This window comes from Pseudomonas sp. SDO52101_S400 (genome assembly GCF_054071635.1).
In genome coordinates this window covers 15597-41485 of record NZ_JBSVWF010000042.1, presented here as the reverse complement: position 1 = coordinate 41485, position 25889 = coordinate 15597, and the positions used below count along the sequence as shown (strand labels likewise).

At 61.1% G+C, this 25889-nt stretch carries 24 protein-coding genes and 1 other RNA gene; 5 read left to right on the top strand and 20 right to left on the bottom strand.

Translation table 11 applies throughout. From position 1 onward, the window contains the following. Positions 1–10: 10 nt before the first annotated feature. Positions 11–1519 carry a sensor domain-containing diguanylate cyclase gene (locus ACW9HX_RS20305; protein ID WP_457381971.1) on the top strand — a complete coding sequence of 503 codons (1509 nt, stop codon included), beginning with the start codon at positions 11–13 and terminating at the stop codon, positions 1517–1519. A 61-nt stretch (positions 1520–1580) separates the two neighbouring features. On the opposite strand, the gene lpxC is transcribed toward ACW9HX_RS20305, so the two are convergent. From lpxC to rsmI, 18 genes are all read right to left on the bottom strand, one after another. Continuing rightward, positions 1581–2492 (bottom strand): UDP-3-O-acyl-N-acetylglucosamine deacetylase, encoded by a 912-nt coding sequence (gene lpxC, locus ACW9HX_RS20300; protein WP_007916984.1) that lies wholly within the window; start codon positions 2490–2492, stop codon positions 1581–1583. A gap of 112 nt (positions 2493–2604) precedes the next feature. Next, the gene (gene ftsZ / locus ACW9HX_RS20295; RefSeq protein WP_457381970.1) at positions 2605–3801 is read right to left on the bottom strand and encodes a cell division protein FtsZ; all 1197 of its coding nucleotides are present in this window, start codon (positions 3799–3801) and stop codon (positions 2605–2607) included. Between the two features lie 67 nt (positions 3802–3868). Then, on the bottom strand, positions 3869–5128 hold the full coding sequence (gene ftsA / locus ACW9HX_RS20290; protein WP_007956755.1) for a cell division protein FtsA: 1260 nt from the start codon (positions 5126–5128) through the stop codon (positions 3869–3871). Between the two features lie 15 nt (positions 5129–5143). Further along, positions 5144–6010, bottom strand: coding sequence for a cell division protein FtsQ/DivIB (locus ACW9HX_RS20285; RefSeq protein WP_248742697.1), 867 nt, complete (start codon positions 6008–6010; stop codon positions 5144–5146). 4 nt (positions 6011–6014) lie between these two features. After that, complete coding sequence (locus ACW9HX_RS20280) at positions 6015–6989, bottom strand: D-alanine--D-alanine ligase (RefSeq protein WP_096822828.1); 975 nt, start codon at positions 6987–6989, stop codon at positions 6015–6017. Beyond that, positions 6986–8446, bottom strand: coding sequence for a UDP-N-acetylmuramate--L-alanine ligase (gene murC, locus ACW9HX_RS20275; RefSeq protein WP_085733672.1), 1461 nt, complete (start codon positions 8444–8446; stop codon positions 6986–6988). The genes ACW9HX_RS20280 and murC overlap by 4 nt, the downstream gene beginning before the upstream one ends. Then, on the bottom strand, positions 8439–9509 hold the full coding sequence (gene murG, locus ACW9HX_RS20270) for an undecaprenyldiphospho-muramoylpentapeptide beta-N-acetylglucosaminyltransferase (protein ID WP_457381969.1): 1071 nt from the start codon (positions 9507–9509) through the stop codon (positions 8439–8441). The genes murC and murG overlap by 8 nt, the downstream gene beginning before the upstream one ends. Then, positions 9499–10716 (bottom strand): putative lipid II flippase FtsW, encoded by a 1218-nt coding sequence (gene ftsW / locus ACW9HX_RS20265; protein WP_096822830.1) that lies wholly within the window; start codon positions 10714–10716, stop codon positions 9499–9501. Before ftsW ends, murG begins: the two co-directional genes overlap by 11 nt. Further along, on the bottom strand, positions 10713–12059 hold the full coding sequence (murD, locus tag ACW9HX_RS20260) for a UDP-N-acetylmuramoyl-L-alanine--D-glutamate ligase (protein ID WP_457381968.1): 1347 nt from the start codon (positions 12057–12059) through the stop codon (positions 10713–10715). The genes ftsW and murD overlap by 4 nt, the downstream gene beginning before the upstream one ends. A 5-nt stretch (positions 12060–12064) precedes the next feature. Continuing rightward, the gene (mraY, locus tag ACW9HX_RS20255) at positions 12065–13147 is read right to left on the bottom strand and encodes a phospho-N-acetylmuramoyl-pentapeptide-transferase (RefSeq protein WP_015096766.1); all 1083 of its coding nucleotides are present in this window, start codon (positions 13145–13147) and stop codon (positions 12065–12067) included. Next, positions 13147–14514 carry a UDP-N-acetylmuramoyl-tripeptide--D-alanyl-D-alanine ligase gene (locus ACW9HX_RS20250; RefSeq protein WP_457381967.1) on the bottom strand — a complete coding sequence of 456 codons (1368 nt, stop codon included), beginning with the start codon at positions 14512–14514 and terminating at the stop codon, positions 13147–13149. The genes mraY and ACW9HX_RS20250 overlap by 1 nt, the downstream gene beginning before the upstream one ends. Next, positions 14507–15970 (bottom strand): UDP-N-acetylmuramoyl-L-alanyl-D-glutamate--2,6-diaminopimelate ligase, encoded by a 1464-nt coding sequence (locus tag ACW9HX_RS20245; protein ID WP_457381966.1) that lies wholly within the window; start codon positions 15968–15970, stop codon positions 14507–14509. The genes ACW9HX_RS20250 and ACW9HX_RS20245 overlap by 8 nt, the downstream gene beginning before the upstream one ends. Then, positions 15970–17709, bottom strand: coding sequence for a peptidoglycan D,D-transpeptidase FtsI family protein (locus ACW9HX_RS20240; RefSeq protein ID WP_457381981.1), 1740 nt, complete (start codon positions 17707–17709; stop codon positions 15970–15972). Before ACW9HX_RS20240 ends, ACW9HX_RS20245 begins: the two co-directional genes overlap by 1 nt. After that, on the bottom strand, positions 17709–18002 hold the full coding sequence (gene ftsL, locus ACW9HX_RS20235; protein ID WP_007956777.1) for a cell division protein FtsL: 294 nt from the start codon (positions 18000–18002) through the stop codon (positions 17709–17711). Before ftsL ends, ACW9HX_RS20240 begins: the two co-directional genes overlap by 1 nt. Further along, complete coding sequence (gene rsmH, locus ACW9HX_RS20230) at positions 17999–18946, bottom strand: 16S rRNA (cytosine(1402)-N(4))-methyltransferase RsmH (protein ID WP_457381965.1); 948 nt, start codon at positions 18944–18946, stop codon at positions 17999–18001. The genes ftsL and rsmH overlap by 4 nt, the downstream gene beginning before the upstream one ends. Then, on the bottom strand, positions 18943–19398 hold the full coding sequence (gene mraZ / locus ACW9HX_RS20225) for a division/cell wall cluster transcriptional repressor MraZ (RefSeq protein ID WP_003205355.1): 456 nt from the start codon (positions 19396–19398) through the stop codon (positions 18943–18945). Before mraZ ends, rsmH begins: the two co-directional genes overlap by 4 nt. Before the next feature lie 403 nt (positions 19399–19801). Then, positions 19802–20155: RNase P RNA component class A (gene rnpB, locus ACW9HX_RS20220), an RNA gene on the bottom strand. Positions 20156–20228: 73 nt separating this feature from the next. After that, positions 20229–21071, bottom strand: coding sequence for a 16S rRNA (cytidine(1402)-2'-O)-methyltransferase (gene rsmI, locus ACW9HX_RS20215; protein WP_457381964.1), 843 nt, complete (start codon positions 21069–21071; stop codon positions 20229–20231). Between the two features lie 240 nt (positions 21072–21311). On the opposite strand from rsmI, the gene ACW9HX_RS20210 reads away from it, so the two are divergent. From ACW9HX_RS20210 to ACW9HX_RS20195, 4 genes are all read left to right on the top strand, one after another. Continuing rightward, positions 21312–23123, top strand: coding sequence for a penicillin-binding protein activator (locus ACW9HX_RS20210; RefSeq protein WP_457381963.1), 1812 nt, complete (start codon positions 21312–21314; stop codon positions 23121–23123). Next, a complete protein-coding gene (locus ACW9HX_RS20205) occupies positions 23123–23485 on the top strand; it encodes a YraN family protein (RefSeq protein WP_007956783.1) in 363 nt (120 codons plus the stop codon). Before ACW9HX_RS20210 ends, ACW9HX_RS20205 begins: the two co-directional genes overlap by 1 nt. Before the next feature lie 102 nt (positions 23486–23587). Then, on the top strand, positions 23588–24181 hold the full coding sequence (locus tag ACW9HX_RS20200) for a phosphoheptose isomerase (protein WP_007928463.1): 594 nt from the start codon (positions 23588–23590) through the stop codon (positions 24179–24181). Then, positions 24178–24756, top strand: coding sequence for a BON domain-containing protein (locus tag ACW9HX_RS20195; RefSeq protein WP_134828052.1), 579 nt, complete (start codon positions 24178–24180; stop codon positions 24754–24756). The genes ACW9HX_RS20200 and ACW9HX_RS20195 overlap by 4 nt, the downstream gene beginning before the upstream one ends. 51 nt (positions 24757–24807) lie before the next feature. Here the strand turns inward: ACW9HX_RS20195 and ACW9HX_RS20190 are convergent, their stop codons facing one another. Together ACW9HX_RS20190 and ACW9HX_RS20185 are read right to left on the bottom strand one after the other, a co-directional pair. Continuing rightward, complete coding sequence (locus tag ACW9HX_RS20190) at positions 24808–25221, bottom strand: ClpXP protease specificity-enhancing factor (RefSeq protein ID WP_065261496.1); 414 nt, start codon at positions 25219–25221, stop codon at positions 24808–24810. 16 nt (positions 25222–25237) lie between these two features. Further along, positions 25238–25855, bottom strand: coding sequence for a glutathione S-transferase N-terminal domain-containing protein (locus ACW9HX_RS20185; RefSeq protein ID WP_096822840.1), 618 nt, complete (start codon positions 25853–25855; stop codon positions 25238–25240). Positions 25856–25889 lie beyond the last annotated feature (34 nt).

Genomic DNA, 25889 nt, shown 5'->3' with positions numbered 1-25889 from the left:
ATAACCCACCATGATCGCGAGCCGTACCCCACCCGCTGCGGGCAAGACCGGACGTCCCGAGCTGCTGCTGATCTTCGGCAGTCTGCTGAGCGTCATCGCGATTGTGTGCATTGTTACTTTTCTGCTGATTCGTGAGCACGCCAACGCTCAGGAATCGGCGACACGCAGCGCCACCACCATCGCCCAACTGATCGATGCCGATGTACTGCGTACCGTCGAACTGTACGACCTGACCCTGCAAGGTCTGATCGCCGCCGCCCAGCGTGAGGACCTGAAAAGCGTGTCACCGCAGATACGCCACCTGGCGCTGTTCGACCGCTCGACGACGGCGCGTTTCAAGGGCGACATTCTGCTGCTCGACAAGCATGGCGAGGTCATCGCCGACTCCTCGCGGATCGACCCGCTGCCGGGCAATTTCGCCGACCGCGACTACTTCCTTGCCCACGCTTTCAAACGCGACACCGGCATGTTCATCAGCCGGCCGTTCAAACCACGTTGCGACTGCGACGACGCCAACCAGTGGCGCATCAGTTTCAGCCGACGCATCTCTTCGGACACTGGCGAGTTCCTGGGCGTGGCGGTCGCTTCGATGAAGCTCGATTACTTCGACCAGTTGTTCAACAGCCTCGACATCGGCGTCGACAGCACGCTGAACATCATCAACAACGACGGCATCCTGCTGGCCCAGAAGCCCTATCTGCAAAGCGATTCGATCGGCAAGAGTTTTGCCGCCCGTCCCAATGTGGTGCGGATTCTGCGCGACCGTAGCGGCAATGGCAGTTTCAATAGCATTTCGAGCATGGATCATCAGCAACGGCTGTACACCTATTCTCAGGTCGGCAACCTGCCGCTGACGGTAATCGTTGCGCTATCAAGCGATGAAGTGTTCGGCGCGTGGAAGCGCACGGCAATTCTGATCAGCGGTGCCACCGGTGTGCTCTGTCTCGGCCTGTTGTGGCTGACCTGGCTGCTGGCCCGGGAGCTGCGCCTGCGGCAACGGGCCGAACATGAACTGGCGCAACTGGCGGCCACCGATGCCCTGACCGGCGTCGCCAACCGGCGGATGCTCGATCAGGCGCTGCGACACGAGTGGTTTCGTGCCCAGCGCTCGGGTAAAGCGTTGTCGCTGCTGATGATCGATGCCGATCACTTCAAGGCGTTCAACGACCGGCATGGCCATCAAGGCGGGGATCAGGCGCTGCGCGAACTGGCCAAGGTAATTTCCGCCAATGTGCGACGCCCGGCAGACCTGGTGGCGCGTTATGGCGGTGAAGAGTTCTCGGTGATCCTGGCCGAAACCGACAGTGTCGGCGCGCAACAGATTGCCGAGCATGTACGGGCGGCGGTAGAACAGTTGCCGCGCCTGGACGGAGATGAAGTGCCGATGACGGTGAGCATCGGTATCAGTACCTGGACAGCGTCCAGCGAAATCAGTCTGGAGCAGCTGTTGTTTGCAGCGGACAAGGCGCTGTATCAGGCCAAGGAAGGTGGGCGGAACCGGGTGGTGGTGGCGTCCTGAAAACAGGCATAAAAAAAGGCCACCCAAAGGTGGCCTTCAAAAAACTAGAGAGGTTTTTTACTTACACTGCCGCAACCGGGCGCATGTAAGAGATTGGTGCGGTGCTGGCGTCTTCGAACGTCACGACTTCCCAGGCATCTGTCTGCTCAATCAACTTGCGCAGCAGCTGGTTGTTCAGTGCGTGGCCGGACTTGAAGCCCTTGAACTCACCAATCAGGCTATTGCCCAGCAGGTACAGGTCGCCAATTGCATCGAGGATCTTGTGCTTCACGAATTCGTCTTCATAGCGAAGGCCGTCTTCGTTCAGTACGCCATCGGCATCGACCACGATCGCGTTTTCAACGCTGCCGCCGAGTGCGAGGTTGTGCTTGCGCAGGTACTCGATGTCACTCATGAAACCGAAAGTACGGGCGCGGCTGACTTCTTTTACGAACGAAGTGCTGGAAAAGTCCACGCTTGCACTCTGGGTGCGGTCCCGGAAAACCGGGTGATCGAAATCGATCTCGAAGCTCACCTTGAACCCTTCGAAAGGGACGAAAGTGGCGCGCTTGTCGCCGTCTTCCACTGTCACTTCACGCAGGATGCGGATGAATTTCTTGGCGGCGTCCTGTTCTTCCAGGCCTGCCGATTGAATCAGGAATACGAAAGGTCCTGCGCTACCGTCCATGATCGGGACTTCGGACGCGGAGAGCTCGACGTAGGCGTTATCGATGCCCAGGCCAGCCATGGCCGAGAGCAAGTGCTCTACCGTGTCCACTTTGACGTCGCCGTTGATCAGCGTCGTCGACATAGTGGTTTCACCGACGTTTTCCGCGCGGGCAGGAATCTGCACCACAGGGTCGAGGTCAGCGCGACAAAACACAATGCCAGTGTCGACAGGCGCAGGCTTGAGGGTCAGGTAGACCTTCTCCCCGGAGTGCAGGCCTACACCTGTGGCACGGATAATATTTTTCAGTGTGCGTTGTTTAATCATGGCTTGGGCCGCTTCAGCGCAAATTGCGAACTGGTATCAACAAAGGCTGGCGATGATAGCAGACCATGCCTTTGCTGAACACCAATCACCTTCATAGCCCTGATACATTCCATCAATCAGCCTGACGACGCAGGAAAGCCGGGATGTCCAGGTAGTCCAGGTCATCTTGCGGATTCATCTTCGCGGCAGTCGCAGCACCGGCCTGAGCCTGGTTGCGCATGACGGTCGGACGGTCCAGGTCACGGTAGTTCACAGCAGGTTGTTCCTGACGCGCAGGAGCCTGTTGTTGCACCGGAGCAGCAGCCATGGTGGTGTGAACGGTGTTGTCGATGACCTTGACAGGCTTCTCGATTTTCGCGCCCAGACCGGTGGCAACCACGGTTACGTGCAGCTCGTCGCGCATGTCCGGATCGATAACGGTACCGACCTTGACCATCGCGTGCTCGGAAGCGAAGGCTTCGATGATCGAACCCACGTCGGAGTACTCACCCAGGGACAGGTCAGGACCGGCGGTGATGTTCACCAGGATGCCGCGTGCGCCTTGCAGGTTCACGTCTTCCAGCAGCGGGTTGCGGATGGCCGCTTCGGTGGCTTCACGTGCACGGTTCGGACCGCTGGCGCAGCCAGTGCCCATCATCGCCATGCCCATTTCGCTCATCACGGTGCGTACGTCGGCGAAGTCGACGTTGATCATGCCCGGACGCTTGATGATGTCGGAGATACCGCGAACGGCACCGGCCAGTACATCGTCAGCCTTGGCGAAAGCCGACAGCAGGCTTGCGTCTTTACCGAGGATGGTCAGCAGCTTCTCGTTGGGAATGGTGATCAACGAGTCGACGCTTTCGGAAAGCATGCGGATGCCTTCGTCGGCGATCTGCATACGCTTGCGGCCTTCGAACGGGAACGGACGCGTTACGACAGCAACGGTCAGGATGCCCATTTCCTTGGCCACTTCGGCGATGATCGGCGCAGCACCGGTACCGGTACCGCCGCCCATGCCGGTGGTGATGAACACCATGTTGGTGCCGGCCAGCACTTCAGCGATGCGCTCGCGATCTTCCAGCGCAGCCTGACGGCCGACTTCCGGGTTGGCGCCGGCGCCCAGGCCTTTGGTCACACCGGTGCCCAGTTGCAGAATGGTACGCGCGCCGATGTTTTTCAGCGCTTGAGCATCGGTGTTGGCGCAGATGAACTCGACGCCTTCAATGTTGCTCTTGACCATGTGGTTGACAGCGTTGCCGCCGCCACCGCCAACACCGATAACTTTGATTACCGGGCTTGCGGGGATGTTGTCTACGAGTTCGAACATTTTCCCTCTCCTTACATTCTCTAGTTTTTTCGCCTACTGCTTTTTGTTGCGGTGTTGCGGTAAAGCTTTAGAAGTTGCCTTGAACCCACTTCTTCAAACGGTCCAGCAACGGCGCCTGTGGCTCATCGTTGCTGTAGCTGTCGCGGCTGCCGATGCCCGAGAACGAGATCCCGTCGGACTGCTTTTGCAGGCCGTACATCAACAAGCCAACGCCAGTGGAATAAATCGGGTTGCGCACCACGTCATCCAGACCTTTCACGCCATGGGGCACGCCAAGGCGGACCGGCATGTGGAAGATTTCCTCGGCCAGTTCGGTAGCGCCTTCCATTTTCGACGTACCGCCGGTCAGCACGATGCCGGCCGGGATCAGGTCTTCATAGCCGCTGCGACGCAGCTCGGCCTGGATCAGGGTGAACAGTTCGTCGTAACGCGGCTCGACCACTTCGGCCAGGGCCTGACGGGACAGTTCGCGCGGCGGACGATCGCCGACGCTTGGCACCTTGATGGTTTCACCGGCACCGGCCAGTTTGGCCAGGGCACAGGCATAACGGATCTTGATCTCTTCGGCGTACTGGGTCGGGGTGCGCAACGCCATGGCGATGTCGTTGGTCACCTGGTCACCGGCAATCGGGATCACGGCCGTGTGGCGGATGGCGCCTTCGGTGAAGATCGCGATGTCGGTGGTGCCGCCGCCGATGTCGACCAGGCACACGCCCAGCTCTTTTTCGTCGTCGGTCAGTACCGAGTAGGCCGAAGCCAGTTGCTCGAGAATGATGTCGTCGATTTCCAGACCGCAGCGACGCACGCATTTTTCAATGTTCTGTGCAGCATTGACGGCGCAGGTGACCACATGAACCTTGGCTTCCAGACGCACGCCGGACATGCCCAGCGGCTCGCGCACGCCTTCCTGGTTATCGATCACGTAGTCCTGCGGCAAGGTGTGCAGCACACGCTGGTCAGCCGGAATCGCCACCGCCTGGGCGGCGTCGAGTACGCGCTCCAGGTCAGCCGAGCTGACTTCGCGATCACGAATCGCCACGATGCCGTGGGAGTTCAGGCTGCGAATGTGATTGCCCGCCACGCCGACGAACGCCGAGTGAATGCGGCAGCCCGCCATCAGTTGGGCTTCTTCGATCGCGCGCTGGATCGATTGCACGGTGGACTCGATGTTCACCACCACGCCTTTCTTCAGGCCGCGGGACGGATGAGTGCCGATCCCGACGATTTCCAGCGAGCCGTCGTCCGCAACCTCGCCGACCAGCGCCACCACCTTGGAGGTGCCGATATCGAGACCGACGATCATTTTGCCGCTTTGCACGTTTGCCATGGGTCCTGCCTCTTCTTAATTCTTTGCGACAGCGGGTTGGGCTGTCGTCGGCGCTACTGGTTCCCGCCAGCCAACAGCGAGGCCGTTGGCGTAGCGCAGATCGATGCGCGCAATGTTCGTAATCTGGTCTTTAAGCGTCTTGTCGTAGATGGCAATGAAGCGGCGCATCTTTTCCACCAGGTTGCCGCGTCCCAGCAGCAACTCGATGCCCGGGCCGGAACTGCCGGCACCGGTGGTCAGGAACCAGCTGCCACGTTCACGCAGCTCGAGGCGCGCAATCGAGAAGCCCAATGGCCTGAGCATCTGGCTCAGCACCTGATACTGCTGCATCACTTGCTGTTGGGCCCGCTGCGGGCCGAACAGCTGTGGCAGGTGCTCGTAGTTCGCCAGTTCCTTGGGCGTGAACGCCTGGCCCTGGTTGTTGAGCAAAGACTCGTCGCCCCAGCGGGCCACGGGCAGTTGCTCTTCGAGGCGGATCACCACCTGGTCCGGCCACACCCGGCGTACTTCGGCGTGGGCGATCCATGGCATCTGTTCCAGCTCGGAGCGCATGCTCGCCAGGTCGATGGTGAAGAAGCTCGACGCCACATACGGGGCGATTCGCTGCTGCACCGCTTGCTGGCTGATATAGCTCAGGTCGCCCTGCACCGCGATCTTGGTGATCGGCCGGTCGGCGTATGGCAACAAACGCTGCGCGCCTTCGTAGGTGCCGAACCCGAGCACCACCAGCAGCACCGGCCAGAACAGGCTCTTCAGAAAGCCGAAATTGGCTTTGGGCAGGCGCGCGGACATCGGCTCTTTGGCCACCATTCGGCTGGCACCCCGCGGCACCGGCTTGCGGCCGGGAGCGGGTGGCTGATGTCTGAGCTGTGCGCCTTGCATGGTCTTAACCTCGCGCCTCTTTTTTGCCGTCGGCATCGACACTGGCGGCCAGAATGGCCAGGACCAGTTGCTGGAAATCCAGACCGGCCGCTTTCGCCGCCATCGGTACCAGGCTGTGATCGGTCATGCCGGGAGCCGTGTTGACTTCCAGGAACCAGAATTTGCCGTCGGCGTCCTGCATCACGTCCGCCCGGCCCCAACCACCAATGCCCAGCGCCTCGCAGGCTTGCGCCGTGAGGTCCATGAGTTCTTTTTCCTTGGCAGCATCCAGCCCGCACGGAATCCGATACTGGGTATCGTTGGCGATGTACTTGGCGTCGTAGTCGTAGAACGTGTGCGGCGTGCCCAGGGCGATAGGAGGCAACACCTGGTCACGCAGGGTGGCGATGGTGAACTCCGGACCGTGGATCCATTGCTCGACCAACACTTGCGAATCGTAGGTACTGGCCGCTTTCCATGCGTCGATCAACTCGGACGCAGAACTCACTTTGGCCATCCCGATACTTGAACCTTCATGCGCCGGTTTGACGATCAAAGGGAAGCCCAGTTCCGTCGCTGCCGAAATACAATCGGCCTCGCTGCGCAGCACGGCGTGACGCGGCGTCGGAATCCCCAACGTGTGCCAGACCTGCTTGGTGCGCAGCTTGTCCATCGCCAGCGCAGACGCCAGGATGCCGCTGCCGGTGTACGGTATGCCGGCCACTTCGAGCAGGCCCTGCATGCTGCCGTCTTCACCGCCACGACCGTGGAGGATGATGAACGCGCGGTCGATCTTTTCACTCAGCAGACGCTGCAGAATATCGGCGCCGACGTCGATCCCGAACGCGTCAACACCGGCGCTTTGCAGCGCAGTGAGCACGGCGTTGCCGGACTTCAGCGAGACTTCACGCTCGGCACTCAGGCCACCGAACAGCACGGCAACGCGGCCGAAGTCTTTCGGGGCAATGGTGGAGAACAGATTGGCGTAGGCAGCAGTCATTTCAACTTCCCCTCGACCGGCGCCGCCACGGCACCGGCGAACAACTCGCTTTTCAACAGTTTCGGTGCGAGACCGCCGATGTCACCGGCACCCTGGCACAACAGAATGTCGCCGGCGCGCAGCAGCGGCTTTACCAGTGGCGCCAGATCGACGCCGCGCTCGATGTAGATCGGGTCCAGCTGACCGCGCTGGCGGATGCTGTTGCACAGCTTGCGGCTGTCAGCCCCCGGAATCGGCTCTTCGCCGGCCGGATAGACTTCCATCAGCAGCAGCACGTTGGCGTCGGCCAGTACATTGACGAAATCGTCGTACAGGTCACGGGTGCGGCTGTAGCGATGCGGCTGGTAAACCATCACCAGGCGGCGCTCAGGCCAGCCACCACGTACGGCCTTGATCACGGCCGCGACTTCGGTCGGGTGGTGACCGTAATCGTCGACCAGCATCACGTTGCCGCCGTCCACCGGCAGTTCGCCGTAAACCTGGAAGCGTCGGCCGACACCCTGGAACCCGGACAGGCCCTGGACGATGGCTTCATCGCTGACGCCCTCGTCAGTGGCGATGCAGATGGTCGCCAGGGAATTGAGCACGTTGTGATTGCCCGGCATGTTCACGGAAACATCCAGCGGCTCGCGGTCTGGGCGCAGCACAGTGAAGAAAGTCTGCATGCCCTGCTGACGCACATTGATGGCGCGCACGTCAGCGTCTTCGCTGAAGCCGTAGGTCACGGTCGGACGCTTCACCTGCGGCAGGATTTCACGCACTACCGGATCGTCCAGGCACATCACCGCCAGACCGTAGAACGGCAGGTTGTGCAGGAACTCGACGAAGGTTTTCTTCAGTTTGTTGAAGTCGCCGTCGTAGGTCGCCATGTGATCGGCGTCGATGTTGGTCACCACGGCCACCAGCGGTTGCAGGTGCAGGAAGCTGGCGTCGCTCTCGTCGGCCTCGGCGATCAGGTAGCGGCTGGTGCCGAGCTGGGCATTGGTGCCCGCTGCGTTCAGACGGCCACCGATGACGAAGGTCGGGTCCAGGCCACCGGCCGCGAACACCGAAGCGATCAGGCTGGTGGTGGTGGTTTTGCCGTGGGTACCGGCGACGGCGATACCGTGGCGGTAGCGCATCAGCTCGGCGAGCATCTCGGCACGCGGCACCACCGGAATACGACGCTCAAGGGCGGTCGCCACTTCCGGGTTGGAGGTGTTCACGGCACTCGACACCACCAACACGTCGGCGGCAGCGGCGTTCTCGGCACGGTGACCGATGAAGATCTGCGCGCCGAAGGATTCCAGACGCTCGGTGACCGGCGAAGCCTTGAGGTCGGAGCCGGAGACGGCGTAACCCAGGTTCAACAACACTTCGGCAATGCCGCACATGCCCACGCCGCCGATGCCGACGAAGTGGATGCGACGGATGCGGCGCATTTCCGGTTGCGGCATGGCTTTCTGATTCTCAACCATGGGCCACCTCCAGACAGGTATCGACCACGCTACGGGTGGCTTCGGGTTTTGCCAGACGGCGGGCCGCTTGGGCCATTTTTTCGAGTCGTTGCGGTTGCATCAAGACCTCTGTCAGGCGCGCGGCAAGGTCCGCGGCACCAGTCGTTCTTTGTGGCATCAGGAAGGCAGCGCCTTCGCGGGCCAAATAATCGGCGTTGCGGGTCTGGTGATCGTCGATCGCGTGGGGCAACGGCACCAGCATCGAGGGCAGACCGGCGGCAGCCAGCTCACTGACGGTCAATGCGCCTGCGCGGCACACCACCAGGTCAGCCCAGCCATAGGCCTGGGCCATGTCCTTGATGAAGGGCTGCACCTGCGCGTCCACGCCGGCGGCGCGGTAGCGCTCTGCAGTCACTTCATCGTGATTTTTGCCGGCCTGATGAAACACTTCCGGACGCAAGTCGGCAGCGACTTGTGCCAGGGCTTCAGGCAGCAACTTGTTCAACGGTTCTGCCCCCAGGCTTCCGCCCAGGATCAGCAAACGCGCCTTGCGTCCGGCCAGTGCCGCACGCGGTGTTTCGAGGAACAGCTCGCTGCGCACCGGGTTACCGGTGGTACGGCGGCTGTCCGACAGGGTAAAGGTGTCGGGGAACGCTTCACACACCCGGGCGGCGAACGGCACCAGCAACCGATTGGCGGTGCCGGCCACGGCGTTCTGCTCGTGAACGATCACCGGCACTCCGGCCAGTTTGGCGGCGATACCGCCAGGACCGGTCACATAGCCACCGAAACCGACCACACACACCGGACGCAACCGGCGAATGATCGCCCGCGCCTGCCACACCGACTTCAGCAGCATGAACGGCGCTTTGAGCAGCGACAGCTTGCCCTTGCCGCGCAGACCGCTGGCGTTGATGCGGTGCAATTCAAGGCCGGCGGCCGGCACCAGATCGTTCTCGATCCCGCGTGGCGTGCCGAGCCAGTGCACGGTATAGCCGCGCGCCTGGAATTCACGGGCACAGGACAGTGCCGGGAACACGTGGCCACCGGTGCCGCCAGCCATGATCAATACGTTAGCGACCATGATTCGGCTCCTCCGCGAAGTCGCTTTCATGGAACTCCATCTCTTCACTGCCCAGGTGGGTCCGACTCTCCCACTCGATCCTCAGCAACAAGCCAAGACAGGCACAGCAGATCACCAGGGAGCTGCCGCCATAACTGAGGAACGGCAAGGTCAGGCCCTTGGTCGGCAACAGGCCGACGTTCACGCCGATGTTGATCAGGAACTGACCGATCCACAGGAACGACAGGCCGTAGGCAACATAAGCGGCAAAAAACTGTTTGGCTTTCTCGGCCCACAGGCCGATGTACATGCCGCGAATACACACGAACACGAACAGCGCCACGGTGCACAGCGAACCCACCGCGCCCAGCTCTTCAGCCAGTACCGAGAACACGAAGTCGGTGTGCGCTTCAGGCAGGTAGAACTGCTTCTGCACGCTGTTGCCCAGACCAACGCCCAGCCACTCGCCGCGACCAAACGCGATCAACGCTTGCGACAATTGATAACCGGCACCGAACTGGTCTGCCCACGGGTCGGCGAAGTTGGTCAGACGCGCCATCCGGTAGGGTTGCATCTGAATCAGCAACACTACGGCCGCTACCGCCAGCACCACCATCAGCGAGAACCGGAACAACCCGACCCCGCCCAGGAACAGCATCGCCGCTGCAGCGCCCATCATTACGACGGTGGCACCGAAGTCCGGCTCCATCAGCAACAGGCCGGCCATCGGCAGCAGCACGATGAACGGCTTGAAGAAGCCCATCCAGCTCTCGCGCACTTCCTTCTGACGCCGCACCAGATAACCGGCGAGGTAAATCACCACGAACACCTTGGCAATCTCGGACGGCTGAACGTTGAAGAAGCTGAAACCGATCCAGCGCATCGAACCGTTCACTTCACGGCCGATCCCCGGGACGATCACCATCACCAGCAAACCGAACGCACCGATCAGCATCAGCCAGCCCAGCCGCTGCCAGGTGGCGATCGGAATCATCATGGTGACAATGCACGCGCCCAGGCCCAGCACCACGTAGATCAGGTGACGGGTCATGTAATACAGAGCACTGCCCGACTGTACCGCGCCGACTTCGGTCGATGCCGAAGCAATCATGATCAGACCCAGGCCAAGCAGCGCCAGGCAACCGGCGAGCATCGGGAAGTCGAGGTCGATCCCGCGCCCGGTGATGATCGGCGACGGATACGGCTTGATGATGTTTCTCAGGCTCATGCCAGTTCCTCCACGGCGCGGACGAACTGGTGACCACGGTCTTCGTAATTCTTGAACATGTCGAAACTGGCGCAGGCCGGCGACAGCAGCACCACGTCACCCGGCTGGGCGGCGGCGCGGCATTGTGCGACAGCGTCGATCAGCGTGGTGGCGCGAATAAGGGGAACGGCATCTCCGATGGCCTCGCCGATCTTGTCGGAGTCGCGGCCCATCAGGATCACGGCGCGGCAGTGGGCCGCCACCGGATCACGCAAATCCTTGAATTCGGCACCCTTGCCGTCGCCACCGGCGATCAGCACGACCTTGCCGTCGATGTCCGCGCCCAGGCCTTCGATGGCGGCCAGTGCGGCGCCGACGTTGGTGGCTTTGGAATCGTTGTAGTAACCGACACCGTCCAGGTCACGCACCCACTGGCAGCGGTGTTCGAGGCCAGCGAAGTTGCGCAGGGCCGCGAGCATGGCATCGAACGGCAGACCGACCGCATGTCCGAGCGCCAGCGCCGCGAGGGCGTTGGATTGGTTGTGAGCGCCGCGAATCTTCAGTTCACGCACCGGCATCAGGTTCTGGAATTCGAAGGCCAGGTATTTCTCGCCATTCTCTTCGCGCAGGCCGAATGCTTTGAAATCGGGTTTGGTCAGGCCGAAAGTCCAGCACGGCTGGCCCTCGCCCATCAGCGGCCGGGTCAAGGCGTCCTGACGGTTGACCACGAACTGCTTGGCGCCACGGAAAATCCGGTGCTTGGCCAGGTGATAGGCCGGCAGACCGCTGTAGCGATCCATGTGGTCTTCGCTGATGTTGAGCACGGTCGCCACTTCGGCGTTGAGCTGGTCGGTGGTTTCCAGCTGGAAGCTCGACAGCTCCATCACGTACAGCTCGACGTCATCGCTCAGCAGATCCAGCGCTGGCGTACCGAGGTTGCCGCCCACGGCCACGCGCTTGCCGGCCGCAGCCGCCATCTCGCCGACCAGGGTGGTGACGGTGCTTTTCGCGTTGGAACCGCTGATGGCCACGATCGGCGCCTTCGCGTTACGCGCGAACAACTCGATGTCGCCGGACAACTTCACGCCACGAGCCGCAGCTGCTTGCAGGGCAGGAGTCGCCAACGCCAGGCCGGGGCTCACGTAGAGCTCGTCGGCACGGCAAAGGAACTCGACGTCCAGCTCGCCACAACGCACTTCCACGTGCGGATAGTCACGCTGGAGCGTGGCCAGTTCCGGTGGATTTTCCCGCGTGTCGGCTACAGCAAACGCCACGCCCCGGTTCGCCAGGAAGCGAACCAGGGACATGCCGCTCTTGCCGAGGCCGACAACGATGCGGAAGTGGTCAGAAGCGATCAGAGACACTCGTTCTACCTCAGCTTCAGGGTGGCAAGGCCGATCAGCACGAGAATCACGGTGATGATCCAGAAACGGACGATCACACGCGGCTCGGGCCAGCCCTTGAGTTCAAAGTGGTGGTGTATCGGAGCCATGCGGAACACACGGCGACCGGTCAGCTTAAAGGAAGCAACCTGAATGACGACTGACAGGGTTTCCATCACGAACACGCCGCCCATGATGAACAGGACGATTTCCTGACGGACGATCACCGCGATGGTGCCCAGAGCCGCGCCCAGCGCCAGTGCGCCGACGTCACCCATGAAGACTTGCGCCGGGTAAGTGTTGAACCACAGGAAGCCCAGGCCGGCACCGATCAGCGCGCCGCAGAACACGATCAGCTCGCCCGCGCCCGGTACGTACGGGATCAACAGGTATTCAGCGAACTTCACGTTACCCGACAGGTAGCAGAAGATGCCCAGGCCACCGCCGACCATTACGGTTGGCATGATCGCCAGACCGTCGAGGCCGTCGGTCAGGTTGACCGCGTTGCTCGAACCGACGATCACGAAGTAAGTCAGCACGATAAAGCCAGCGCCCAGCGGAATGCTGTAGTCCTTGAGCATCGGCAAGATCAGGGTGGTTTCCACCGGCGTGGCGGCAGTCATATAAAGGAAGATCGCAGCGCCGAGGCCGAACACCGACTGCCAGAAATACTTCCAGCGACTCGGCAGACCACGGGAGTTCTTCTCGATGACCTTACGGTAGTCGTCGACCCAGCCGATGGCGCCGAACAGCAGGGTCACCAGCAACACGACCCACACATAACGATTGCTCAGGTCAGCCCATAGCAGGGTGCTGACACCGATCGAAGACAGAATCAGCGCGCCACCCATGGTCGGCGTACCGGATTTGGACAGGTGCGATTGCGGGCCGTCGTTACGAACGGACTGGCCGATCTGACGGTTCTGCAGGGTGCGGATCATCCACGGGCCGTAGCACAGCGACAAGACCAACGCGGTCAGCACACCGAGGATCCCGCGCAGGGTCAGGTACTGGAAGACCGCGAAGCCTTTGTAGAACTGTTGCAGATACTCCGCTAGCAGCAGCAGCATTAATGTTTCTCCAGACTGGATCCGCACAGGGCCGCAACGATGTTTTCCATCGCTGCGCTGCGCGAACCCTTGATCAAAATGGTGGTGTTTTTGTCCTGCTCGGCACCGAGGGCCTGGATCAGTTCGGCCTGAGTGCCGAAGTGATACGCCTCGCTGCCGAATGCGTTCACGGCGTGGACCATGTTCGGCCCGACGGCGTAAAGCGCGGAAACCTTGCCCCGGGCGTATTCGCCCACGTCGCGGTGCCCCTGCTCCGCCCAGTCGCCCAACTCGCCGATATCCCCGAGCACCAGAACGGTGCGGCCGGAAAAGCCGGCGAGTATATCAACGGCCGCGCACATCGAGGTGGGGTTCGCGTTGTAAGTGTCATCGATCACGCGCATGCCGTTTTTCGCCAGTTGCGCGACGGTGCGACCTTTGACTGGCTGCACCGCACCAAGCCCGGTGGCGATGCCGAACAGCGATACGCCCAGAGCATGTGCGGCGGCGGCAGCGGCCAGGGCATTGGCGACGTTATGGGTGCCGAGCAGGTTCAGTTGAACGCGCTCGATACCTTCAGGCGTGTGCAGATTGAAGGCCGGGCAACCCCGCGCATCGGTGCTCAAGTCGCTGGCGTAGAAGTCAGCCTGCGAATTGCTCAAAGCAAAGGTCAGCACCTTGCGAGCGCCCGCACGGTTTTTCCAGATGCCGAAGGCCTTGTCATCAAGATTGAGCACAGCAACGCCATCAACCGCCAACCCGTCGATGATCTCGCCCTTGGCTTCAACGATTTTTTCCGGGCCGCCAAACTCTCCGACGTGCGCGGTGCCGGCATTGTTGAGGATCGCCACATGCGGCTTGGTCAGCCCGACGGTGTAGGCGATTTCACCCAGACGCGAGGCGCCCAGTTCGATCACGGCCGCCGTGTGTTCCGGGGCCAGTTCGAGCAGGGTCAGCGGTGCGCCAAGGTCATTGTTCAGATTGCCACGGGTCGCCAGCACCGGACCGCGCGTGCGCAGGATGCTCGCGAGCATTTCCTTGACCGTGGTCTTGCCGCTGGAACCGGTAATCGCTGCGACGGGTTGAGTGAATGCGGCACGGTTCAAGGCGCCCAGTTGGCCGAGAGCCTGGCGGGTATCTTTCACCAGCAATTGCGGCAACGTGCTGTCGGCGACTTCACGCTCGACCAGCGCCGCGACCGCACCTTTGGCGGCCACGTCATTCAGATAATCATGACCGTCGAAACGTGGACCGGTCAGGGCAATAAACAGTTGGCCAGCCTTGATGGCGCGGCTGTCGATGCTCACACCGTCAAAACTGGCGTCTGCGCTGATCAGACGGGCGTCGAGCGCGTTGATCAGTTCGCTGAGTTTCAGGGCCTTAAGCATGGGCCACCTCCCACGCGGTCAGGGCGTGATCAGCCTCGACCAGATCAGAGAATGCGTGGCGCTCGCCGTTGATTTCCTGATAGTCCTCGTGACCTTTGCCGGCCAGGACAACCACGTCATCCGCCGAGGCACTGGCGATCAGTTGCGCAATGGCCTGGCCACGGCCGGCCACGAATGTCACGTTATCCACAGCTGTGAAACCGGCGCGGATGTCATCGAAAATCACCGCCGGGTCTTCGGTGCGCGGATTGTCATCGGTGACCAGCACGCGATCGGCCAGACGCTCGACCACTTCGGCCATCAACGGGCGCTTGCCGCGATCGCGATCACCGCCGCAACCGAACAGGCACAGCAGCTGGCCTTTGACGTGCGGGCGCAGCGCGGTCAGAACTTTTTCCAGCGCATCCGGCGTGTGGGCGTAATCGACCACCACCAGCGGCTGGGTGCCACCGCCGAGACGCTGCATGCGTCCGGCCGGGCCTTCGAGTTTCGGCAGCACCTTGAGGATTTCGTCGAGGGCATAGTCCAGACCGAGCAAGGCGCCGACCGCAGCCAGTACGTTGCTCAGGTTGAAACGGCCCAGCAATGTGCTGCGCAGGTGATGTTCGCCCTGCGGCGTAACCAGCGTGGCGCGCACGCCATGGTCGTCGAACTGCGCTTCGCGGACATACAGATAGGCGCTGCTGTCGAGCAGGCTATAGGTGATCAGGCGCGACTCACGTTTTTCAGCGGCCAGTTGCCGGCCGAAATCGTCGTCCAGATTGACCACGCGGCACTTCAGGTCATTCCAGGCGAACAGCTTGGCCTTCGCTTCGGCGTAGGCTTCCATGGTGCCGTGGTAATCGAGGTGATCGCGGGACAGGTTGGTCATCACAGCGACGTCGAACGCCAGTGCGGTGACCCGGCCCTGATCCAGACCATGGGACGAAACTTCCATGGCCACGGCTTTGGCGCCGGCCTTTTTCAGGTCGCCCAAGGTCGCCTGCATGGCGATCGGATTCGGCGTGGTGTGCAGGCCGCTTTGCAGCGAGCCGTAGAAACCGGAGCCGAGGGTGCCAACGATGCCGCAATGCTGGCCGAGCAGGTCCAGCGCCTGGGCTACAAGCTGAGTCACGCTGGTCTTGCCGTTGGTGCCGGTCACGCCCACGAGGTTCAGGTGATGACTCGGCTCACCGTAAAAACGCCCGGCGATGTCCGACAACTGCGCCGCCAGGCCTTTGACCGGAATCAGCGGCACGTCAGTGATCGGCAGCACAGTGGCGCCTTCCACTTCGTAAGCCACGGCGGCAGCGCCACGGGTGAGCGCGTCAGCGATATGCGCACGACCGTCGAACTTGCCGCCTGGCACCGCGAGGAACAGGTCACCCGCGCGCACGTTGCGGCTGTCGAGCGCCAGTTCACGGATCAACAGATCGTGGCCGGCATGCGGGAATATCTTGTTCAGACTAAGAGACATCAGCCGCGCCCTCCATTGGCTTTCAGCGGAACGACCGGGGTGGCATTGGCCTGTTGTGTTGTCGGCAGGTTGTCCGGGGTCACGTTCATCAGACGCAGGGTGCCGGACATCACGCGGCTGAACACCGGCGCGGAAACCAGACCACCGAAGTAACCGGCCTTGCTCGGCTCATCGATCACCACGACGATGGCGTAACGTGGATCGCTCATCGGACCGAAACCGGCGAACAGCGAGCGGTACGAGTTTTCGGCGTAGCCCTTGGTGCCTACCGAAGTCTTGCGCGCAGTACCCGACTTGCCCGCCACGTGATACGCCGGCACTTGTGCACGGAACACGCCGCGCGGCGCCTCGATCACTTGTTGAAGCATGCCTTGCATGGTTTTCGCGACGGCTTCCGGCAGCACCTGAGTGGTCTGCGGTGCCTTGTCGGTTTTGATCAGGGTCAGTGGTGCGAGACGACCGTTGTTGGCCAGCGCCGAGAACGCATGCACCAACTGAATGGCGGTCACCGAAATACCGTAGCCGTAGGACAGCGTTGCGGTTTCAGCCTTACGCCACTCGCGGTAGTTCGGCAGGTTGCCGACACGCTCGCCAGGGAAACCGAGGCCGGTGTCCTGGCCGAGGCCGACTTTCTGCGCCAGACGGAAAATGGTTTCGCCGCCGATATCGAACGCGACCTTACTCATGCCGACGTTACTGGAATTGATCAGAATGCCGGTCAGGTCGAGTACCGGACCTTCGGTCTTCGATACGTCCTTGATCGTGTACTTGCCAATCTGCAGCGAGCCCGGATACACCTCGACGGTGTCGCTCGGTTTCCAGCGGCCGGTTTCGATCGCGGCGCTCATCGAGATCGCTTTCATGGTCGAACCCGGTTCGAACACGTCGATCATCGCGCGGTTACGCATCATCGCCGGTTGCAGGTTGCGACGGTTGTTCGGGTTGTAGGTCGGCTGGTTGACCATGGCGAGGATTTCGCCGGTCTTCACGTCCATGATCACCAGGCTGCCAGCCTTGGCGCCGTTCTCGATGATCGCGTTACGCAGCTCACGGTTGGCCAGGTATTGCAGACGCAGGTCAATGGACAACGCCAAGGGCTTGCCGGCCTTGGCGTTCTTGGTGACCTGGACATCCTTGATCAGCCGTCCGCGCCGATCCTTGATGACTTGCCGTTTGCCGGGTACGCCGGCCAGCCACTCGTCGTAGGCCAGTTCGACCCCTTCACGACCGTGGTCATCGATGTCGGTGAACCCGACCATGTGCGCGGTGACTTCACCGGCCGGGTAGAACCGGCGGAATTCTTCGATGCCGTAGACGCCCGGTACTTTCAGGTCGAGCACGGCCTGGCCCTGCTCGGGGGTCAGCCCGCGCACCAGATAAATGAATTCTTTGTTGGCCTGGGCTTCGAGGCGTTCGGCGAGGGCTTTCGGATCCTGCCCGAGCGCCGCAGCCAGTGCCGGCCACTTCTCTTTGGCCGTCTGCATTTCCTTGGCATTGGCCCACAGCGTGGTCACCGGGGTACTCACGGCCAAAGGCTCGCCGTTACGGTCGGTGATCAGGCCACGGTGCGCCGGGATCGGAATGTGACGAACACTGCGCGCATCACCCTGCCCCTTGAGGAAGTCACGATCGATCACTTGCAGGTCGATGATCCGCCAGCAGATCGCGGCCACCATCATGCCGAGCAGACCGACGACCAGACGGAAGCGCCACGGGAAGAGAGCCCCTTCGAGTTTCATCATGGCGCCACCATCTTCACGTCAGCTGCGCCAGGGATGTGCATCTTCAGTTGTTCGGTGGCCAGCACTTCGATCCGGCTGTGGGCGGTCCAGGTGCTTTGCTCCAGGATCAGGCGCCCCCATTCGGCCTGCGCCTTGTCGCGCACGCTCAGTTCGTTGTACAGGGTGTTGAGCAACTGCCGGTTCCAGTGGGCACTGTAAGACACGCCGATGGCCGACACGAGCACGCCGATGAACAGCAGCAGCATGAAAAAGCTGCCGCCGGGCAGTGGTTTGGCGAAAAGCTTGCTCACCGCAACTTCTCCGCGACGCGCATGACAGCGCTACGGGAACGTGGGTTGGCTTTGAGTTCGGCGTCGGAGGCCGTCTGCGCTTTGCCATGGATTTTGATTTTCGGTTCGAACGCGACGTGGCGAACCGGCAGGTTGCGCGGCAGGTTGTCGGCTTCGCCTTTCACCAGCTTGCGCATGAACAGTTTGACGATGCGGTCTTCCAGCGAGTGGAAGCTGATCACGACCAGACGGCCGCCCACTTCCAGGCATTCGAGCGCGGCTTCAAGGCCCGCCTCCAGATCGCCCAGTTCATTGTTGACGTGAATACGCAGCCCCTGGAATGCACGGGTTGCCGGGTTCTTGCCCTTTTCCCACGCCGGGTTGGCGACTTTCAGGACTTCGGCCAGATCGGCGGTGCGCTCAAACGGCGTAATGTCACGGCGTTCGGCCACGGCGCGAGCCATACGACCGGAGAAGCGCTCTTCGCCATATTCCTTGAACACCCGGGCGATTTCTTCCACAGGCGCAGTATTGACGAACTCGGCGGCGCTGATCCCACGGGACGGATCCATGCGCATGTCCAACGGGCCATCGTTGAGAAAACTGAAGCCGCGCTCGGCATCATCGAGCTGCGGCGAAGACACACCGAGGTCGAGCAGAATGCCGCTGACCTTGCCGGCCAGACCCTGTTCGGCAACCACCGAGCCGAGCTCGGCAAAGCTGCGCTGCACAACGACAAAGCGGCCGTCTTCGGCCGCTAGCGTTTGCCCGGTAGCAATCGCTTGAGGATCCTTGTCGAATCCGATGAGCCGACCATCCGGCCCGAGTTTGCTGAGGATCAACCGACTGTGCCCGCCGCGCCCGAACGTGCCATCCAGATAGCAACCATCAGGGCGTACGGCGAGAGCCTCGACGGCTTCGTCAAGCAGTACGGTGATGTGGTTAAAGCCGCTATCAATAGTCACAGGATCAAATCACGCAGTTCGTCAGGCATGGCGCCCGGTTGTTGTATGGCAGCCAGGTCAGCGGCAGAAACCGCGTTCCAGGCATCTTCGTCCCACAGTTGGAACTTGTTCAGTTGGCCGACCAGCATCGCGCGCTTGTCCAGCTTTGCGTATTCGCGCAGGCGCGGCGGCACCAGAAAACGACCACTGCCGTCGAGCTCGAGGTCAACGGCGTTACCAATCAATAAACGCTGCAGACGACGGTTTTCTTCGCGGAGCGAAGGAAGCGCGCGCAACTTGGTTTCAATAATTTCCCACTCATCGAGCGGGTAGACACACAAACATGGATCAACGGCATCAATGGTCACGATCAACTGGCCGGAACTACGCGAAACGAGCTCGTCACGGTACCGGCTCGGCATGGCGAGACGGCCCTTTGCGTCGAGACTGATAGCGTTAGCTCCGCGAAACACGTCAGCGTTTCTCCAATTTTTATCGTTTTGAGCTCAAAAAACCCACTTCATGCCACTTTCCGCCACTTGCGCACACTATAGGAATGCGCCCACCACACCGTCAAGGCGCGGATTAAAGGAAAACCCTTACAGAACGGAGATTTAGGAGCATAAAAGGAGGCGCAACGAGAATCTGGCGGATGCTTTTATCCAATAACTTGATGCAGCACTGAAAGCTGCGCTCGAAAGTTAAAGTAATTTGTTAAGAGTAAGATTTTTTCGGTATTACAAAAGCGCTTCTGCTGTTGATTGAAGCAAGGTGGGAAATGGCTATTACTGCGGTTGCCGCTGCCGGATTTCCAGAGCAGGCCTGCTGATAATAAACAGCCCTGTCGCCTTTAATTCAAGCAGGGAAAAGAAAAAGGTGGAGAGTCGATCTGTAAGCCGGGTTCTGTCTTGAACAGTCATTCGTCTACGATGGCCATCACTGGACATCTTTAGCAACCTACCCGGTCCCAGCGCGGGCCACGCCTTGGGACCCTATTTGGTCTTGCTCCAAGTGGGGTTTACCTAGCCACGAACTGTTGCCAGACGTGCGGTGCGCTCTTACCGCACCTTTTCACCCTTACCGGCGCCGAAGCGCTTAGGCGGTTATTTTCTGTGGCACTTTCCGTAGGCTCACGCCTCCCAGGCATTACCTGGCACTTCGCCCTATGGAGCCCGGACTTTCCTCCCCCCCCTAATTTTCATAGAGGGCAGCGACTGTCCGATCGACTCTCCGCCGCGCAGGTTAACGGCAGAGCGCCCGAAGAACAAGCGCTAATAGCCCGCAAACCTGTCTGCGCGACGGGTTACGCGTCCTTTTGCTGATCCAGTGCTACCTGATACAGCACGTTTTTGCGTTCACCGGTGATTTGCGCCGCCAGCGCCGCCGCTCGCTTGAGGGGCATCTCCTCAAGCAACAGATTGAGGATGCGCATCGCCTCGCTGCTGACGGCATCCTCGGATTCCGGCGCAGTCCAGCCAGCCACCACAACAACACATTCGCCACGCTGCTGATTGCTGTCCGCCTCGACGAATGCACGCAACTCGGCCAGCGGCAGGCCCTTGAGCGTTTCAAAGGTTTTGGTGATTTCACGGGCGAGCAATGCCGGGCGATCAGCACCGAACACGACTTCCATATCCTGCAGGCATTCGAGAATACGGTGCGGCGCCTCGTAGAAAATCAGCGTGCGCGGCTCTTCCTTGATGGCTTCAAGGCGCGCCTTGCGCCCCACCGCCTTCGCCGGCAGAAACCCTTCAAAGATGAAACGATCAGACGGCAGACCGGCAGCCGACAGCGCCGCGATCAACGCGCAGGCACCCGGCACCGGCACCACATTGATCCCGGCGGCTCGCGCCTGACGCACCAGGTGATAGCCCGGATCGGAAATCAACGGCGTACCGGCATCGGAAATCAGCGCCACGTTGTCGCCCGCCAGCAGACGGGTAATAAAGCGACTGCCTTCATCACGCTCGTTGTGTTCGTGACAGGCCGCCAGCGGCGTAGTGATGCCGAAATGCTGCATCAGACGCTGGGAATGGCGCGTGTCTTCGGCGGCGATCAGCGCCACTTCGCGCAGGATTTTCAACGCCCGGGCGCTGATGTCATCCAGGTTGCCGATGGGCGTCGCCACCACATAAAGCGAGCCCATAGCGGAATTCAAAGCACCTGGAGCAGTCAAAGCGCACACCTCACGTTCGGTAAAAACCGCCATTGTAGCGCGTCGCGCGACAGGCGATGCGGTCACGGCAGACACGGTTTGTCGCACCATTGTGCGGTCGCGTAACATTTGTATCAGCTAAATTGACGGTTTCACGCCAGTAACATCGCGCCCCGGCCAGCGCTTGGGTACAATTCGACGCTAATTTGATCGAGTATCAGGAACACTTACATGATCGCTTGCCTGCGGCTGTTCACTGCCCTCTGCCTCGCTGCCTTGCTGGCGGCTTGCGCCAGCTCCCCTTCCTCCAGCCTTGGCGAACTTCCACGGACTCCGGACGCCAGCATCGAGCAACTGCTCGAGCAGGCCGCCCAGGCCAAATCGCCTGACAAGGCTGCGCTGCTGCGCCTCAGCGCGGCAGACATGGCTTACCGTCAAGGCAATGCCGGACAGTCCGCGCAAATCCTGCAACAAGTGCCAATGGAACAACTCCAGCCTGGCCAGCAGGCATTCGCCAGCACGTTGTCCGCTGAGCTGGCCATGACCCGCAACCAGCCAAAAGCCGCACTGGCAGCCCTGAACCATCCAAGCCTGCAACGCCTGAGCGAAATGTCGGTACCGCTGCAAGTTCGCGCCGGCACCGTCCGCGCCCGCGCCCTTGAAGCCGACGGTCAGACACTGGCGGCCGCTCGCGAGCGCATCTTCATCGCACCGATGCTGGAAGGCGAAGCCGCCGGCAAGAACCACGAAGCGATCTGGACCCTGATTGCGTCGCTGCCGACCGATCAACTGCAACCGAACACCACCGATGACCTGGGTGGCTGGATGAGCCTGGCCCTGGCAGTGAAAACCGCCGGCACCCTGGAGCAACAGCAAGCCGCCATCGATGCCTGGCGCTCGCAGCACCCGAAACACCCGGCCGCAATCAACCTGCCGCTGCCGCTGACCAAGCTCAAGGAACTGGCCAGCCAGCCTCTGAGCAAGATTGCCCTGCTGCTGCCACAGGACGGCCAACTGGCCTCGGTCGGCAAGGCGCTGCGTGACGGCTTCATGGCCGCGCACTACCAGGCTCAGCAAGCCGGCCAGAAACCACCGGCCATCGTGTTCTATGACAGCTCGCACCTGACCTCGATGGACGAGTTCTACCGCAAGGCCCAGGCCGACGGCGTGCAACTGGTTGTCGGGCCACTGGAAAAACCACTGGTCAAACAGCTGAGCACCCGCCCGCAACTGCCGATCACCACCCTGGCACTGAACTACAGCGAAGGCGACCAAGGCCCGGCGCAACTGTTCCAGTTCGGACTGGCCGCTGAAGACGAAGCCCGCGAAGTGTCCCGCCGCGCCCGTGCCGACGGCCTGCATCGCGCCGCAATCATGGTGCCGAAAGGCGAATGGGGCGACCGCGTTCTGCGTGCATTCAGCCAGGACTGGCAAGCCAATGGCGGCAGCATCGTCGCCACCGAGCGTGTCGATCAGCCTGTGCAACTGGCCCAGCAAATCGCCGACATGTTTCAGCTGCGTCAGAGCGAAGCCCGCGCCAAGAGCCTGCAGAATGCTGCCGGCACCAACGTCGCCGCCCAGCCTTCGCGTCGCCAGGACATCGAGTTCATCTTCCTGGCTGCCACGCCGCAACAGGCGCAGCAGATCAAGCCGACCCTGAACTTCCAGTACGCCGGTGACGTTCCGGTCTACGCAACTTCCCATGTATTCAGTGCCAGCGGCGACGTGAACCAGTACAACGACATGAACGGTGTGCGCTTCTGCGAAACGCCATGGTTGCTGGATGCCAATGATCCACTGCGCAAGCAGGTCACCGCTCAATGGCCACAAGCTGCCGGCAGCCTCGGCCGACTGTACGCGATGGGTGTTGACGCCTACCGCCTGGCGCCACGCCTGGATCAACTCAAGGCTTTGCCGGACAGCCGCATCGACGGCCTGTCAGGCAGCCTGGGTATGACTCAGACACAACGCGTCGTGCGCCAGCTGCCATGGGCCCAGTTCGTCAGCGGCCAGGTTCAGCGCCTGCCGGACACTCCACGCTGATGCCCGACAGGTCACACCTGCAAAGTGGCAAGGATGCCGAGCGCCAGGCGCTCGAGCATCTGCAACACCAGGGTCTGCGCCTGCTGGCGCAGAACTGGTTATGTAAACGCGGCGAGCTTGATCTGGTCATGCTTGATGGCGATACAGTAGTATTCGTCGAAGTACGTTACCGAAAGAACACTCAATGGGGTGGAGCGCTCGACAGTATCGACGGGCGCAAACGGCAGAAACTGATTTTCGCCGCACAATATTTTCTTCAGCGCGAGTCGCGTTGGGCCAATTCCCCCTGCCGCTTCGACGTGGTGGCCATCGACAGCCACCAGGGTCAGCTGAACTGGTTGCAGAATGCGTTCGACAGTTGAGCGCCTGCGCCGACCTGGACATTTTCACTCAACACTTTTGCTCTTTGCTTTGCGGGCTGCACATTCACGTGCCGGACAGCCGCGCTAATTAAGGTCACACAGATGGACATGCAATCCCGAATTCGCCAGCTTTTTCAGGCCAGTATCGACACCAAGCAACAGGCGATGGACGTACTTGCACCGCACATCGAGCAAGCCAGCCAAGTGATGGTCAACGCCTTGCTCAACGAGGGGAAGATGCTCTCGTGCGGTAACGGCGGCTCGGCCGGCGATGCCCAGCACTTCTCCTCGGAGCTGCTCAACCGCTTCGAGCGCGAGCGCCCGAGCCTGCCGGCCATCGCCCTGACCACCGACAGCTCGACCATCACCTCGATCGCCAACGACTACAGCTACAACGAAGTGTTCTCCAAGCAGATCCGCGCACTTGGCCAGCCAGGCGATGTATTGCTGGCGATTTCGACCAGCGGCAACTCGGCAAACATTATTCAGGCGATCCAGGCCGCACATGATCGCGAAATGATTGTCGTAGCATTGACCGGTCGCGATGGCGGCGGCATGGCGTCGCTGCTGTTGCCCGAGGACGTCGAGATTCGCGTACCGGCCAACGTCACCGCACGTATTCAGGAAGTCCACTTGCTGGCGATCCATTGCCTTTGCGATCTGATCGACAGCCAACTGTTCGGGAGTGAAGAATGACCCCTAATCGCCTTGGCCTTCTGGCCTTGACCCTGTGCCTCGGCATTACTGGCTGCACCTCCGTGGTGAATGCCAGCCGTGAAGCACCGATCGAAGACGATCGCGGCACCCGCACCTTCGGCAGCAAAATCGACGACTCATTGATCGAAACCAAAGTCGGCGTAAACGTGGCCAAGGCCGATCCGGGCCTGGACAACGATTCACACATCGTCGTCACCAGTTTCAACGGCGTCGTACTGCTGGCGGGCCAGACCCCGCGCGAAGACCTCAAGGCCAAGGCCGAACAGGCTGCCGCCAACGTGCAACGCGTGAAGAAGGTGCACAACGAGCTGCAAGTGATTGCGCCGTCGAGCTTCCTCGCCCGCCAGAACGACTCGTGGCTGACGACCAAGATCAAAACCCAGATGCTGACCGATGCCAGCATTCCCGGCTCACGCATCAAGGTCGTGACCGAAAACGGCATCGTCTATCTGCTCGGCCTGCTGACCAAGCAGGAGGCGGCCCAAGCCACCAATCTGGTGCAGGGTGTTTCCGGCGTGCAGAAGATTGTGAAGCTGTTCGAATACATCGACTGATACGCAAAGCGCAGGCGCAAAAAAGGCGATCCGGTTGGATCGCCTTTTTTATTACTTCACCACTTTCAGGCTTGGTCGACCGCTTGGGCGCGGCGGTTCGCTGTCCGGTGGCGGAATATCATCGTCCTGTTCGATCTCGTCTTCGTCATCCATCGGCGACTCCAGATCGAACACCATGCCCTGACCGTTCTCCCGGGCATAGATACCCAGGATCGCAGCAATCGGCACATACAGACTGTGCGGAACACCACCGAAGCGACCTTCGAAGGTCACGACGTCGTTGTCCATGTGCAGATGACGCACGGCACTCGGCGAAATGTTCAGGACAATCTGCCCGTCACTGGCAAAACCCTGTGGCACCTGCACTGCCGGGTACTCGGAATTGACCAGCATGTGCGGGGTGCAATCGTTATCCACAATCCACTCGTAGAGCGCGCGGACCAGATAAGGTCGACTGGAGTTCATAACGGCTCCTTAAGCCTTAGCGCATGTCGCGTTCGACACCAGACAGACTCGCCTGGAAAGCCTCACGCGCAAACTGACGCTCCATATAATCAAGCAGCGGCTTGGCTGGCCGCGGCAGTTCTATACCCAGAATCGGCAAACGCCAGAGTATTGGCAATAGGCAGCAATCCACCAGACTTTGTTCCTCACTGAGGAAAAACGGCTTGTCGGCAAACAACGGCGACACGCCCGTCAGGCTTTCGCGCAATTCCTTGCGCGCCACGACACGCGCGGCTTCCTTGGTGCGTGAATCCAGAATCAGATCCACCAGACCACACCAGTCGCGCTGGATACGGTGTATCAACAGACGACTGTTGGCACGCGCCACCGGATACACAGGCATCAATGGCGGATGCGGGTAACGCTCATCCAGATACTCCATCACCACGGTCGACTCCCACAACGCCAGATCGCGATCGACCAGCGTCGGGAGACTACCGTAAGGGTTCACCTCAATCAGTTTAGGCGGCTGACGACCAGCCTCCACATAAATGATTTCGGCGCTGACACCCTTCTCTGCAAGCACGATGCGCACTCGGTGGGAATAGTGGTCGGCGGGGTCGGAGTAACAGGCCAACCGATTGGTCACGCCCATGGCGATCCTCCTCGCTTGTTGAAATTGTCGGAGC

Excerpts from the sequence above, each read along its gene's own strand:
- ftsA (WP_007956755.1), bottom strand. The coding sequence starts at position 5,128 with ATGGCAAACGTGCAAAGCGGCAAAATGATCGTCGGTCTCGATATCGGC.
- ACW9HX_RS20250 (WP_457381967.1), bottom strand. The coding sequence starts at position 14,514 with ATGCTTAAGGCCCTGAAACTCAGCGAACTGATCAACGCGCTCGACGCC.
- ACW9HX_RS20205 (WP_007956783.1), top strand. The coding sequence starts at position 23,123 with ATGCCCGACAGGTCACACCTGCAAAGTGGCAAGGATGCCGAGCGCCAG.
- ACW9HX_RS20240 (WP_457381981.1), bottom strand. The coding sequence starts at position 17,709 with ATGAAACTCGAAGGGGCTCTCTTCCCGTGGCGCTTCCGTCTGGTCGTC.
- ACW9HX_RS20245 (WP_457381966.1), bottom strand. The coding sequence starts at position 15,970 with ATGTCTCTTAGTCTGAACAAGATATTCCCGCATGCCGGCCACGATCTG.
- murC (WP_085733672.1), bottom strand. The coding sequence starts at position 8,446 with ATGGTTGAGAATCAGAAAGCCATGCCGCAACCGGAAATGCGCCGCATC.
- ACW9HX_RS20210 (WP_457381963.1), top strand. The coding sequence starts at position 21,312 with ATGATCGCTTGCCTGCGGCTGTTCACTGCCCTCTGCCTCGCTGCCTTG.
- ACW9HX_RS20285 (WP_248742697.1), bottom strand. The coding sequence starts at position 6,010 with ATGCAAGGCGCACAGCTCAGACATCAGCCACCCGCTCCCGGCCGCAAG.
- ftsW (WP_096822830.1), bottom strand. The coding sequence starts at position 10,716 with ATGAGCCTGAGAAACATCATCAAGCCGTATCCGTCGCCGATCATCACC.
- ftsZ (WP_457381970.1), bottom strand. The coding sequence starts at position 3,801 with ATGTTCGAACTCGTAGACAACATCCCCGCAAGCCCGGTAATCAAAGTT.
- murG (WP_457381969.1), bottom strand. The coding sequence starts at position 9,509 with ATGGTCGCTAACGTATTGATCATGGCTGGCGGCACCGGTGGCCACGTG.
- ACW9HX_RS20195 (WP_134828052.1), top strand. The coding sequence starts at position 24,178 with ATGACCCCTAATCGCCTTGGCCTTCTGGCCTTGACCCTGTGCCTCGGC.
- lpxC (WP_007916984.1), bottom strand. The coding sequence starts at position 2,492 with ATGATTAAACAACGCACACTGAAAAATATTATCCGTGCCACAGGTGTA.
- ACW9HX_RS20280 (WP_096822828.1), bottom strand. The coding sequence starts at position 6,989 with ATGACTGCTGCCTACGCCAATCTGTTCTCCACCATTGCCCCGAAAGAC.
- ACW9HX_RS20190 (WP_065261496.1), bottom strand. The coding sequence starts at position 25,221 with ATGAACTCCAGTCGACCTTATCTGGTCCGCGCGCTCTACGAGTGGATT.
- ACW9HX_RS20185 (WP_096822840.1), bottom strand. The coding sequence starts at position 25,855 with ATGGGCGTGACCAATCGGTTGGCCTGTTACTCCGACCCCGCCGACCAC.
- rsmI (WP_457381964.1), bottom strand. The coding sequence starts at position 21,071 with ATGGGCTCGCTTTATGTGGTGGCGACGCCCATCGGCAACCTGGATGAC.
- mraY (WP_015096766.1), bottom strand. The coding sequence starts at position 13,147 with ATGCTGCTGCTGCTAGCGGAGTATCTGCAACAGTTCTACAAAGGCTTC.
- ACW9HX_RS20200 (WP_007928463.1), top strand. The coding sequence starts at position 23,588 with ATGGACATGCAATCCCGAATTCGCCAGCTTTTTCAGGCCAGTATCGAC.
- ACW9HX_RS20305 (WP_457381971.1), top strand. The coding sequence starts at position 11 with ATGATCGCGAGCCGTACCCCACCCGCTGCGGGCAAGACCGGACGTCCC.